This window comes from Photobacterium angustum (assembly GCF_002954615.1).
GTDB lineage: Bacteria > Pseudomonadota > Gammaproteobacteria > Enterobacterales > Vibrionaceae > Photobacterium > Photobacterium angustum_A.
Map to the genome: position 1 here is coordinate 2923738 of NZ_MSCJ01000001.1, position 11998 is coordinate 2935735.

Here is an 11998-nt window from a genome sequence, read left to right on the forward strand (position 1 = left end):
TATGGGTTCCCAACGTAATATTCTGTTAATTGCCCTACTTTTTGTCTCATTCTTATTATTTCAACAATGGAATGCTGACAAAACTCCTAAGCCTCAAAGCCAAGGTGTAGCGCAACAATCGACACAAAGCAGTGATATCCCGTCACATTCTGCTGAAGGTCAGCCACTAACTGATCAAACTAGCTCACAAAACTTAATTACCATTAAAACGGATGTACTGGAATTAACAGTCGATACGCTTGGTGGTGATGTAGTTGATGCTAAACTTCTAAAATACAACAACACACTAGATTCAAAAGACCCGTTTGTACTGCTTAACGATACAGATGGTCATGACTATATTGCACAATCAGGTTTAATCGGCCCGAATGGTGCTGATTCTCAACAAGGTGGCCGTGCGCAATACAGCGTAACAGCAAAAGACTTTGTAATGGGTCCTGAGCAAAATGAATTACGTGTACCGATGACATTCACTAAAGATGGCATCAATTACACCAAAACATTTGTTCTTAAGCGTAATGATTACGCTGTTAACGTTGATTACACCGTTGCGAACAACACTGATAAAGCAGCAAGCGTACAAATGTATGCGCAGCTTCGCCATAAGCTAAGTGATTCAGGCGGTAGCCTAACTATGCCTACTTACCTAGGTGGCGCATACTCAGCGAACGATACTAAGTACAAGAAATACAGTTTCGACGACATGAAGGATAAGAACCTTGATGTTGCTGCAAACGAAGGTTGGGTTGCTATCATGCAACACTACTTTGTTTCTGCTTGGATCCCACGCGATGGCGCAGATCAAACGTCTCAAGTTTACTCGACCACAAGTAATGGTAACGGCTACATTGGTGTTCGTATGCCAATCGAAACGGTTGCACCGGGTCAAAGTAAAGAAATCAAAGCAACGCTTTGGGTTGGTCCTAAACTTCAGAACGAAATGGCTGCAACGGCGAAGAACCTTAACCTAACAGTTGATTACGGTTGGCTATGGTTTATCGCAAACCCACTACACAAGCTATTATCATTTATCCATAGCCTTGTGGGTAACTGGGGTATTGCAATCATCATCCTAACGTTCATTGTTCGTGGTGCAATGTACCCACTAACAAAAGCGCAATACACGTCAATGGCTAAAATGCGTATGCTACAGCCAAAGATCCAAGCAATGCGTGAGCGTTTAGGCGACGACCGTCAACGTCAAAGCCAAGAGATGATGGAACTGTACAAGAAAGAGAAAGTTAACCCACTGGGTGGCTGTCTTCCTATCTTGCTACAGATGCCAATCTTCATTGCACTGTACTGGGCATTAATGGAATCAGTTGAATTGCGTCACGCGCCATTCTTCGGTTGGATCCATGACTTGTCAGCACAAGACCCGTACTACGTGCTACCTATCTTAATGGGTATCACTATGTTCTTTATCCAGAAGATGAGTCCGTCAACAGTGACAGACCCTATGCAGCAGAAGATCATGACCTTTATGCCGGTTATGTTTACTTTCTTCTTCCTGTTCTTCCCTTCAGGTCTAGTACTTTACTGGTTAGTGTCAAACATCGTGACGTTAATCCAGCAAACTATTATTTTCCGTGCCCTTGAGAAAAAAGGCTTACACAGCAGTAAAAAAGCGAAGTAATCTTCTCTAGCACTAAAAGGCGACCCTCGGGTCGCCTTTTTTATTTGCATTACTCGGACTTTAATACGATTATTATTGGTTAAAATTTAATCTTTATATGGTAGAGCTCGGCACAACATTATGAATCCAGATTTAAATACAGCAGCACTCCCTGATTACGGTTGGTCATCCTTTATCGCCAGTCCTTTACATGAACTTCTTGCCTTCATTCATGGCATCGTGGGTAACTGGGGCGTCGCCATCATTATTCTAACCTTGATTGTCCGTGGCTTGATGTATCCGCTAACTAAAGCGCAATACACATCAATGGCTAAGATGCGCATGCTACAACCGAAAATCCAAGCGATGCGTGAGCGTTGTGGCGACGACCGTCAACGTCAAAGCCAAGAGATGATGGAGCTGTACAAGAAAGAGAAAGTTAACCCATTGGGTGGTTGCTTGCCTTTGCTAATACAAATGCCCATTTTTATTGCGCTTTATACCGTATTGAATCTATCTACAGAGCTGCGTAACGCGCCCTTTTTTGGTTGGATCCAAAACTTATCAGCGCAAGACCCGTACTACGTGCTACCGATTTTAATGGGGATCTCAATGTTCTTTATCCAGAAGAATAGTCCCTCTACTGTCACCGATCCCATGCAACAGAAAATAATGACGTTCATGCCGGTAATATTCACGGTTTTCTTCTTGTACTTCCCAGCCGGACTTGTGTTGTATTGGTTAACCTCCAATATTGTCACCTTGATCCAGCAAACCATTATTTTCCGTAAATTAGAACAACAAGGCTTACACAGTAGAAAAAAGACGAAGTAAGAGAATATTTGCACTGAGGTGGCTTTTTAGTCACCTTTTTTATTTGCCTAATTAGGTGTTACACGCAACACTAGTTTACAATTCCCCTGTTTTTATCAAGCAAAGCCAAGGTTATGAATCAACACATCGATACTATTGTCGCTCAAGCGACACCGCCGGGTCGTGGTGGCGTCGGCATCATCCGCGTTTCAGGCCCTAAAGCCAAAGAGGTTGCGCTAGCTGTTGCAGGTCGCGAGCTGAAGACGCGTTACGCTGAATACCTTCCTTTTAAAAATGAAGATGGCACCGCACTGGATCAAGGCATCGCCCTCTTTTTTAAAGGCCCTAACTCATTTACTGGCGAAGATGTGTTGGAACTCCAAGGTCATGGTGGCCCTGTACTGATGGATATGATGATCCGTCGTATCTTAAAAATTGACGGGATCCGTGCAGCACGTCCAGGTGAGTTCTCAGAGCGCGCCTTTATGAACGATAAGCTCGATTTAGCGCAAGCAGAAGCGATTGCCGACTTAATTGATGCAAGCTCTGAAGAAGCGGCAAAGAGTGCGTTTAAATCACTGCAAGGGGCATTCTCAACCAAAGTCAATGAACTGGTTGAAGCCTTGATCCATTTACGTATCTTTGTAGAAGCAGCAATTGATTTCCCTGAAGAAGAAATTGATTTTCTTTCTGACGGTAAAGTCGGTGGTGATTTAAATGGCATTATCGATCGCTTAAATGCAGTACGTAAAGAAGCCAACCAAGGCGCGATTATGCGTGAAGGCATGAAAGTCGTCATTGCTGGCCGCCCTAATGCAGGTAAATCTAGCCTGTTAAATGCCCTATCAGGTAAAGACAGCGCGATTGTGACAGATATCGCGGGTACGACTCGTGACGTATTGCGTGAGCATATCCACATTGATGGTATGCCACTGCACATTATTGATACCGCAGGTTTACGTGAAGCTTCTGATGAAGTAGAGCGCATTGGTATTGAGCGTGCGTGGGATGAAATTGCACATGCTGATCGCGTTCTGTTTATGGTTGATAGCACCACGACAGATGCGACCGATCCCAAAGAGATCTGGCCTGACTTCATTGAGCGTCTGCCTGCTGATATGGGCTTAACTGTCATTCGTAATAAAGCAGAACTTACCGGTGAACAAGCGGGTATCTGTCATGCCAATAATCCAACTTTAATTCGATTATCAGCACGTACGGGTGATGGTGTAGATGCACTGCGTGAACACCTAAAACAATGTATGGGGTTCTCTGGTACCACTGAAGGCGGCTTTATGGCACGCCGTCGTCACTTAGATGCTCTAGAGCGTGCCGCTGAACACCTTGCTATAGGTAAAGAGCAACTTGAAGGCTTTATGGCAGGTGAAATCCTTGCCGAAGAGTTACGTCTTGCTCAACAACACTTAAGTGAGATCACTGGTGAATTTACATCGGATGATTTACTGGGTCGTATCTTTACCTCGTTCTGTATTGGTAAGTAAATACTAACCATTAATAACAGAAACAAAAAAGCCTCATATTACTATGATATATGAGGCTTTTTATTATTTTTTATCTTAGCTTTTCGGCGCTTTAGGATAATTAATACTGATGTATTCCGGCTCTTCTATTCCCGCTTGCTGGTTCAAGACCCGCGTTAAGGCAAAGTAGTAGTTCACTAACAAATTAGCAAAGCGTGGTAAGGTTTCAGGTACCTTTTTTCCCGAAGCATCCACTAACACTAATTGACGTACCACTTTCTTTGCTAAGCTTCGACACTGATGTAACAGCACAACCGAACCTACACCACGAGGCAAAACAAAGCGTTTATTGTTATCTGTTACCTGCGCTCGGAAATGATGGTAATCAGATTTTAGTTTCTCGATATCAGCTTCAAAAATCCCGCATTTACCCCGAATAGAGCCATTTAGATGGAAGATATATGGCTGTAGCCATGCTAATGATTGGCGGATCTCCCCCTCTTCAAGTTGAGATAATGCCAGCCCTGTATAAGTGCATAACTCATCGGTTAGAATTTCAAAATCACACAGGGGGGAGTCTTCAAAGATAAAGGGATAAGCCAGCTCATCAATATCGCCTGAGAACTTTAATGTCATTGGTACCACCTAAAGATAACGAATATGGCGATATTAACAGAGTGATACACGACTGTAATTGACAGCATAATCAAAATCGCTAACTATGAACGCCATCTTTTGTTCGCCCAAGGAAGAGCGACAAGCAGCCTTTATCATGCTTTTCGATGACTATTATGCGCCAATTTTTTCATGCTTTTTCACTGTGCACCGCTTTACTACTCAGCATCCCAAGTTATGCTGAACAAGCAACAACCTACCCGCTAACAGTAATGGATGCGACCCAAAAAATGGTCTCTCTCGACCATCCACCATTGCGCGTATCATCAAAAAGTATGTTCAGTGATCAGGTATTAATTGAATTACTGCCACCAGATCATATCAGCAGCTTAAGTCGATTAAGTAACGATCCGACTTACTCTTTGATCGCCAATAAATTACCGACAACGATCCCACTGCTCGATCTCAATGTTGAACGTACTATTGCCAACCAACCAGATTTACTGATTGCAGCCAATTGGAGCGACCCACAAAAAGTGAATATCCTGCGTCAAGCAGGTATCAATGTTTATGTATTTAATACCGTATATACATTAGCTGATATTGAAAAAAACATTCTCATGTTAGGTAAATTAGTTAATCAAAACCAACGCGCTCAGCAGTTAGTCGAGACGATGGATCGTAAATTAAAACAACACGTCGTCATTCCCAAACATCGACTTACCGCCGTTGAATACACCCCATGGGGCGCATCAAGCAACCGCCAATCAACCATTAATACCATTTTTGAGCAGGCTGGCTTAATCAATGCCATTGCTGCAACCCAAGGGGATAAATACGGTCAAGTACCACTGGCAAAAGAGCAGTTATTACTTATCAATCCTGATGTCGTTATTGTTCCTGGAACCTGTGGTAAAGATACCAATGATAGCAGTAACACCTTTCGTAAGGAGTTATTAAACGATCCTTCACTACAACAATTAAACGCCATTAAACACCATAAGGTGATCTGTTTGCCTCAAGCACTACGTTCAACAGATAGTCAGTATATTGTTGATGCCATTATCTATTTAAACCATCACGTTTATGGCAAACCCCATGCATAAATTAGCAACCTCCTATCAATGGTTACTGACGAGCGTTATCTTTATTGTTACCGTTATAGCCTATCTCAGCTTAGGCTCTGTCTCTATCCCAATAACAGATCTCACAGGTCTGCTACATACTTATCTCATCCAAGGTAGCCACGCTGCTGCGGAGCAATATCCACTCGCCAATGCTATCGTGCTCCATATTCGCCTCCCTCGTGCTTTTGCCGCCATATTAGCTGGTGGTGCATTAGCCCTTGCAGGCGCTTGTAGCCAAGGCTTATTTAAAAACCCCTTAGCCAGTCCTGACATTTTAGGGATCAGTGCCGGTAGCAGCTTTGCTGCTGTTATCGCCATCGTCACTGGGATCAGTGCCACAGCTATAGGTTGGCTACCTCTTTTCACTACCATTGGCGCACTTACTAGCGCTTTATTGGTGTATATGCTCGCGGCGAAATCTCACCAACAAGGGCTATTTATCATCTTGGCAGGTCTCGCAGTATCAAGCTTGCTAGGAGGCTTAACCATGGGCGTATTACTGACGGCACAACAATATGAGATCAGCGAATTTGTCTTCTGGACAATGGGTGGACTAGACTCTCGCGTCTGGCAACAGTTGTTATGGCCCACGCCAATCATTGTTATTGCAGCAATCGTGCTGTTACGACATGGCCAAGTTTTAAACTTGCTGGCTTTAGGTGAACAAAATGCCCATGGTATGGGCGTTAATGTCAGGCGCAGCCGATTCACATTACTCGTATTAACCACCGTACTCACCGCAATGGCAATTGCGGTAGCAGGCCCAATTGGCTTTATCGGTTTAATCGTACCGCATTTGGTCCGCCTTATTTTAGGGCCAGATAATCGACGTTTATTGCCATTTTCAGCTATTTTCGGCGCCTTATTTTTATTACTGTGCGATCTTCTAGCGCGGACCGTGATCGCTCCTAACGAATTAAAAACAGGGATCATTACCGCCGTTATTGGTGGCATTTATTTTATTGCCCTATTGATCCGTAGTCAGTACAAAGGGATAACTCAATGAATACGATCATTCAAGCCAAGCATCTTTCTTTTCAGCAAGGAAACAAGCAGCTATTAACCGATATCAATTTCACAATTGGCGCAGGTGAACTGGTTGGGATTATTGGTCCAAATGGTGCAGGAAAAAGTACATTATTAAAGTGTTTAGCGGGCTATTTGACGTCGTCATCTGGCGAGATATTTCTCAAGGAAAAGACACTTTCCAGTTATCGTCACCAACAACGTGCACAGCACATGAGTTATCTCCCCCAACATACAGAGCCAGCGTTCGCTTTTTTAGTCAAAGATGTAATTGGTTACGGCCGCTATAGCCACAGCAACCCAATAAGTGACAAAGAGTTTAATAGAACTATCCATCAATTAAATATTGAAAAACTATTAAATCAACCACTTAATCAACTATCGGGAGGAGAACAACAACGAGTACACTTTGCTCGTTTATTACTTCAAAACGCTGATTGTATGTTACTGGACGAGCCCACAGCCAGCCTAGATATCGGCCATGAATCTGAGTTAATGAATATCCTCGCAGCGCAATGCCAACAAGGAAAAACGGCGCTGGTGGCAATTCACAACCTTAATACTGCACTTGAGTTCTGCGATCAGTTATTACTTTTACAGCAGGGTGAATTAATTGCCTTTGATACGCCAGATAATGTATTAACTCCTTCTCGATTACATCAGTTATACCAAGATAACATCACTATTTGTCGCCATCCGGAATCAGATAAACTTTATCTGACACCACGAAAAAAATAGATCCTCTCTTTTTATAATAAAACGACAGGATCGGCCTTTTTGTTATGATCATAAGCCTGTGATTAAAATATCAAGATCATGTGGGTAAGATCATTAGCATCATATTATCCACAACAATATGATCCCTAATCTAAGATCTTCTATCTACTTTATAACTCGACTTTTTCTTATAAAATACCCACATATTTTCCTCTTAATTAAGAGTTAATTTGCTGGTGGATATCAGTTATCCATAGATAAGTGAATAAAATGGCGATAACCTACAGCAAAGAAAGTCTAATTGATGATAAAAATCATCGAAATTAACGATCAACACGAGCTAGATCTTTGCTAATTCAGAGGCTCTAGCTTTTTCTATCTATATAAAGGATAACTATGAGCTCACTTAGCCTTATTACCGGTAGTACTTTAGGTGGTGCAGAATATGTCGCCGATCATTTAGCAGAATTGCTCGAAGATAATGGCCACCAAGTTGAAGTCATCAACCAAGCAGAGTTTTCAGAGCTCGATCAAAACACTATCTGGCTAATCATTTGCTCAACTCACGGTGCTGGCGACTATCCTGATAACTTTTTGCCATTTGTAGAGCAACTCACTCAACAACAACCCACACTTAGCGGTGTTAAATTTGCTGTTATTGGGCTTGGTGATAGTAATTACGATACCTTCTGCGCGGCAGGTAAGAAAATAGAAGGATTATTACTTTCTTTAGGTGCAAACCAGATCGGTGAACGTCTTGATATTGATGTTTCAGAGACACCAGTACCTGAAGAACCTGCTGAAGTATGGTTTGATAACTGGAAAAACTTAATTACTGATTAAAAAACCATCAATAGTTACTCAATTTCCAGCTTATTTCGATCTTTTTTCTGTGGATAACTATAGATCTAAACGGTGATCAACCCATAGTTATCCATTTAATAACTTATATGGCTTCCTCCCCCTGTGCATAAGTGGCATTTTTGATCCCAGCCTATCCCCGATCAGATCCAAGCTCCTGCACAAGAAATGATCCTCCTTAAATACATGATCATTAGGATCATTTGTCGGTTATCCACACGATCATGCGATCCTAATAGTAGATCTAACAGAAGATCTCTTTAAAAAGATCTTATATATATTTAAAGAGCGTAATTAAACTGATCAAATGATCTTGATGAAAGATTCTCTCTTGCACAGAAAAAGGATAGAATGTCCGCCCTTTGCTCGAGTTAACTCACTGGCTATTTAAATACCTGAGGAAGTTCCATGTTTTACCAGGAAAAATTTGATGTCATCGTTGTGGGTGGTGGTCATGCAGGCACAGAAGCCGCATTGGCAGCAGCCCGAATGGGACAAAAAACCTTACTGTTGACCCATAATATCGATACGTTGGGCCAAATGTCGTGCAACCCAGCTATCGGCGGGATCGGGAAAGGACACCTGGTTAAAGAAGTTGATGCCCTTGGTGGATTAATGGCGCAAGCCATTGATAAAGGTGGTATTCAATTCCGTACACTGAACTCATCGAAAGGTCCCGCAGTACGTGCTACTCGCGCCCAAGCAGACCGCGCATTATATAAAGCGGCTGTTCGTAACGTATTAGAAAACCAAGAAAATCTAATGATTTTCCAACAAGCAGTTACTGATTTAATTGTTGAAAATCACCGTGCAGTTGGTGTTGTAACGGAAATGGGCTTAAAGTTCCATGCCAAAGCCGTTGTGTTAACTGTTGGTACTTTCCTTGGTGGTAAGATCCACATTGGTATGGAAAACTACAGTGGCGGTCGTACTGGTGATCCTGCATCAAATGCCCTAGCGGATCGTTTACGTGAATTACCATTACGTGTTGATCGCTTAAAAACGGGTACTCCTCCACGTATTGATGCGCGCAGTGTTGATTTCAGTGTGCTTGAAGAGCAGCACGGTGATAACCCAACTCCAACATTTTCATTTATGGGTAAGTCGTCGGATCATCCACGTCAAATCCCATGTTTTATTACTTACACCAATGAACGCACACATGAAGTGATCCGTAATAATTTGGATCGTAGCCCAATGTATGCGGGTGTTATTGAAGGAATTGGCCCACGTTACTGTCCTTCAATTGAAGATAAAGTGATGCGTTTTGCGGATAAAAATAGTCACCAGATCTTCATTGAGCCAGAAGGCTTAACGACAAATGAATTATATCCAAACGGGATCTCCACCAGCTTACCGTTTGATGTACAAATGCAAATTGTTCGTTCAATGCAAGGCTTTGAAAACGCAACCATTATGCGTCCAGGTTATGCGATTGAATATGATTTCTTTGACCCTCGCGATCTAAAACAAACCTTCGAAAACAAATATATCGATGGTCTGTTCTTTGCTGGGCAAATTAACGGTACAACAGGTTACGAAGAAGCGGCAGCACAAGGCTTAATGGCGGGTATGAACGCCGCGCTTCAAGTTCAAGATAAAGAAGGCTGGAGTCCTCGTCGTGATCAAGCGTACATGGGCGTATTGATTGATGATCTATCAACGATTGGTACTAAAGAACCATACCGTATGTTTACTTCTCGTGCCGAATACCGCTTATTGCTTCGTGAAGACAATGCTGATTTACGCTTAACCCCAATGGGTCGTGAGTTTGGCTTAGTTGATGATGCTCGCTGGTCTCGTTTCAATCAAAAAATTGAAAACATGGAACTTGAACGTCAACGCCTGAAAGATATTTGGATCAATCCTAAGTCGGATCATGTTGATGAATTAAATAAAATCCTTAAAGCACCGATCGCTCGTGAAGCGAGTGGTGAGGATCTTCTTCGTCGTCCTGAAGTGACTTACGAACAACTGACAAGCATCGAAACATTTGCACCAGCGCTTGACGATATTGAAGCGCGTGAGCAAGTTGAGATCCAGGTGAAATACCAAGGTTATATTGATCGCCAGCGTGATGAAGTTGAAAAATCCCTGCGTCATGAAACCACTAAGCTGCCATTTGATATTGATTACAGCAATGTTAAAGGTCTATCGAATGAAGTAGTGGTAAAACTTAATGATGCAAAACCGGAATCAATTGGTATGGCATCACGTATTTCAGGTATTACCCCTGCTGCGATTTCGCTGTTATTGGTTTATTTGAAAAAACACGGCTTATTAAAAAAAGGCGAATAAGGACTAAACAATGAAACAACGATTAGTACAACTTATCGCCCAAACTGAACTGCAGGTCACAGAACAGCAACTTGACCAGCTGATCGGTTATGTAGAACTGCTGCACAAATGGAATAAAGCGTATAATCTGACATCAGTCCGTGATCCTAACGAAATGTTAGTTAAACATATTATGGATAGTATTGTAGTCAGCCAATATTTAGATGGCGCTAGTTATATTGATGTCGGTACAGGACCGGGACTTCCAGGTATTCCGTTGGCTATCATGTGCCCTGATAAATCATTTACCTTGTTAGATAGCTTAGGTAAACGCATTCGTTTTATTCGCCAAGTGATCCATGAGCTAAAAATTACCAATGTGACACCAGTACAAAGTCGCGTTGAAGAGTTTGAAGCGGGTGATGGCTTTGATGCAGTGTTAAGTCGTGCGTTTGCTTCAATGGCTGATATGGTTAATTGGTGCCACCATCTACCAAAATCAGGTGGTCAGTTCCTCGCATTGAAAGGCCAATATAACGAGCAAGAAGCGGCAGATTTGCCTGAATGGTGCTCAGTTATAGAAGTGAAATCTTTACAGGTTCCTGATTTAGAAGGTGAGCGTCATCTAGTAGTCTTGACGGCAAAGGATTAATTGTTGAGGTTTTCTTGTGGGAAGAATCATAGCGGTAGCAAATCAAAAAGGTGGTGTGGGTAAAACCACCACCTGTGTAAATTTAGCAGCATCCTTGGCTGCAACCCAACGTAAAGTGTTAGTGGTTGATCTTGATCCGCAAGGTAATGCAACCATGGCCAGTGGGGTTGATAAATACCAAGTTGATGCCACCGCTTATGATCTTTTGGTCGAGGAAACGCCATTTAATGACGTTGTTATAAAAGAAACGACGGGGGGCTATCACTTGATAGCCGCCAATGGTGACGTCACTGCCGCTGAAATAAAATTGATGGAAGTGTTTGCCCGTGAAGTACGTTTACGTACTGCACTTGCCAAGGTTCGTGATGACTACGACTATATTTTTATCGACTGTCCCCCTTCGCTAAACTTACTCACCATTAATGCCATGACAGCGGCTGATTCCGTATTAGTGCCAATGCAGTGTGAGTATTTTGCTCTTGAAGGCTTAACGGCATTAATGGATACCATTAGCAAGTTAACTGCAGTGGTGAATAGTGAACTGAAAATTGAAGGTTTACTGCGCACCATGTTTGATCCTCGTAACAGATTAGCTAACGAAGTCTCTCAACAACTGAAAAAACACTTTGGCGACAAAGTGTATCGTACTGTTATTCCGCGTAATGTCCGTTTAGCAGAAGCACCAAGCCATGGTCGTCCTGCGATGTATTACGATAAGTATTCTAGTGGTGCGAAAGCCTATTTAGCACTGGCGGGTGAAATGATCCGTCGTGATGAATTGGCATTACAAACGGTGACTTCTGAGGACGCATAA

The 11998-nt window shown here is 42.5% G+C and carries 10 protein-coding genes and 1 pseudogene; 10 read left to right on the forward strand and 1 reads right to left on the reverse strand.

Going from position 1 to position 11998, the window contains the following annotated elements:
- Window position 1: 1 nt before the first annotated feature.
- The 3 genes and pseudogenes from yidC (BTO08_RS13320) to mnmE all read left to right on the forward strand — a co-directional run bounded on the left by yidC (BTO08_RS13320) (window position 2) and on the right by mnmE (window position 3930).
- Window positions 2-1636, forward strand: a complete 1635-nt coding sequence (gene yidC, locus BTO08_RS13320) for a membrane protein insertase YidC (protein ID WP_045128910.1) — start codon at window positions 2-4, stop codon at window positions 1634-1636.
- A gap of 153 nt (window positions 1637-1789) precedes the next feature.
- A pseudogene (gene yidC / locus BTO08_RS13325) lies at window positions 1790-2449 on the forward strand (membrane protein insertase YidC); the annotation flags it as partial.
- Between the two features lie 113 nt (window positions 2450-2562).
- A complete protein-coding gene (mnmE, locus tag BTO08_RS13330; RefSeq protein WP_005372275.1) occupies window positions 2563-3930 on the forward strand; it encodes a tRNA uridine-5-carboxymethylaminomethyl(34) synthesis GTPase MnmE in 1368 nt (455 codons plus the stop codon).
- A 75-nt stretch (window positions 3931-4005) separates the two neighbouring features.
- Here the strand turns inward: mnmE and BTO08_RS13335 are convergent, their stop codons facing one another.
- Window positions 4006-4545 (reverse strand): cobalamin adenosyltransferase, encoded by a 540-nt coding sequence (locus BTO08_RS13335; protein ID WP_105061254.1) that lies wholly within the window; start codon window positions 4543-4545, stop codon window positions 4006-4008.
- A gap of 155 nt (window positions 4546-4700) precedes the next feature.
- On the opposite strand from BTO08_RS13335, the gene BTO08_RS13340 reads away from it, so the two are divergent.
- The 7 genes from BTO08_RS13340 (at window position 4701) to BTO08_RS13370 (ending at window position 11998) form a co-directional block, all read left to right on the forward strand.
- The gene (locus tag BTO08_RS13340) at window positions 4701-5630 is read left to right on the forward strand and encodes an ABC transporter substrate-binding protein (protein ID WP_242446256.1); all 930 of its coding nucleotides are present in this window, start codon (window positions 4701-4703) and stop codon (window positions 5628-5630) included.
- Window positions 5623-6657 (forward strand): FecCD family ABC transporter permease, encoded by a 1035-nt coding sequence (locus BTO08_RS13345; RefSeq protein WP_105061256.1) that lies wholly within the window; start codon window positions 5623-5625, stop codon window positions 6655-6657. The genes BTO08_RS13340 and BTO08_RS13345 overlap by 8 nt, the downstream gene beginning before the upstream one ends.
- Entirely contained in the window at window positions 6654-7415 is a 762-nt protein-coding gene (locus tag BTO08_RS13350) for an ABC transporter ATP-binding protein (protein WP_105061257.1), read from the forward strand. The genes BTO08_RS13345 and BTO08_RS13350 overlap by 4 nt, the downstream gene beginning before the upstream one ends.
- Window positions 7416-7790: 375 nt before the next feature.
- Window positions 7791-8237, forward strand: coding sequence for an FMN-binding protein MioC (gene mioC, locus BTO08_RS13355; RefSeq protein WP_045153765.1), 447 nt, complete (start codon window positions 7791-7793; stop codon window positions 8235-8237).
- A gap of 426 nt (window positions 8238-8663) precedes the next feature.
- The gene (gene mnmG, locus BTO08_RS13360) at window positions 8664-10553 is read left to right on the forward strand and encodes a tRNA uridine-5-carboxymethylaminomethyl(34) synthesis enzyme MnmG (protein ID WP_045130848.1); all 1890 of its coding nucleotides are present in this window, start codon (window positions 8664-8666) and stop codon (window positions 10551-10553) included.
- 10 nt (window positions 10554-10563) lie between these two features.
- Window positions 10564-11184, forward strand: a complete 621-nt coding sequence (rsmG, locus tag BTO08_RS13365) for a 16S rRNA (guanine(527)-N(7))-methyltransferase RsmG (protein WP_045128903.1) — start codon at window positions 10564-10566, stop codon at window positions 11182-11184.
- A gap of 16 nt (window positions 11185-11200) precedes the next feature.
- The gene (locus tag BTO08_RS13370) at window positions 11201-11998 is read left to right on the forward strand and encodes a ParA family protein (RefSeq protein ID WP_105061258.1); all 798 of its coding nucleotides are present in this window, start codon (window positions 11201-11203) and stop codon (window positions 11996-11998) included.

Excerpts from the sequence above, each read along its gene's own strand:
- yidC (WP_045128910.1), top strand. The coding sequence starts at position 2 with ATGGGTTCCCAACGTAATATTCTGTTAATTGCCCTACTTTTTGTCTCA.
- mnmE (WP_005372275.1), top strand. The coding sequence starts at position 2,563 with ATGAATCAACACATCGATACTATTGTCGCTCAAGCGACACCGCCGGGT.
- BTO08_RS13335 (WP_105061254.1), bottom strand. The coding sequence starts at position 4,545 with ATGACATTAAAGTTCTCAGGCGATATTGATGAGCTGGCTTATCCCTTT.
- BTO08_RS13340 (WP_242446256.1), top strand. The coding sequence starts at position 4,701 with ATGCGCCAATTTTTTCATGCTTTTTCACTGTGCACCGCTTTACTACTC.
- BTO08_RS13345 (WP_105061256.1), top strand. The coding sequence starts at position 5,623 with ATGCATAAATTAGCAACCTCCTATCAATGGTTACTGACGAGCGTTATC.
- BTO08_RS13350 (WP_105061257.1), top strand. The coding sequence starts at position 6,654 with ATGAATACGATCATTCAAGCCAAGCATCTTTCTTTTCAGCAAGGAAAC.
- mioC (WP_045153765.1), top strand. The coding sequence starts at position 7,791 with ATGAGCTCACTTAGCCTTATTACCGGTAGTACTTTAGGTGGTGCAGAA.
- mnmG (WP_045130848.1), top strand. The coding sequence starts at position 8,664 with ATGTTTTACCAGGAAAAATTTGATGTCATCGTTGTGGGTGGTGGTCAT.
- rsmG (WP_045128903.1), top strand. The coding sequence starts at position 10,564 with ATGAAACAACGATTAGTACAACTTATCGCCCAAACTGAACTGCAGGTC.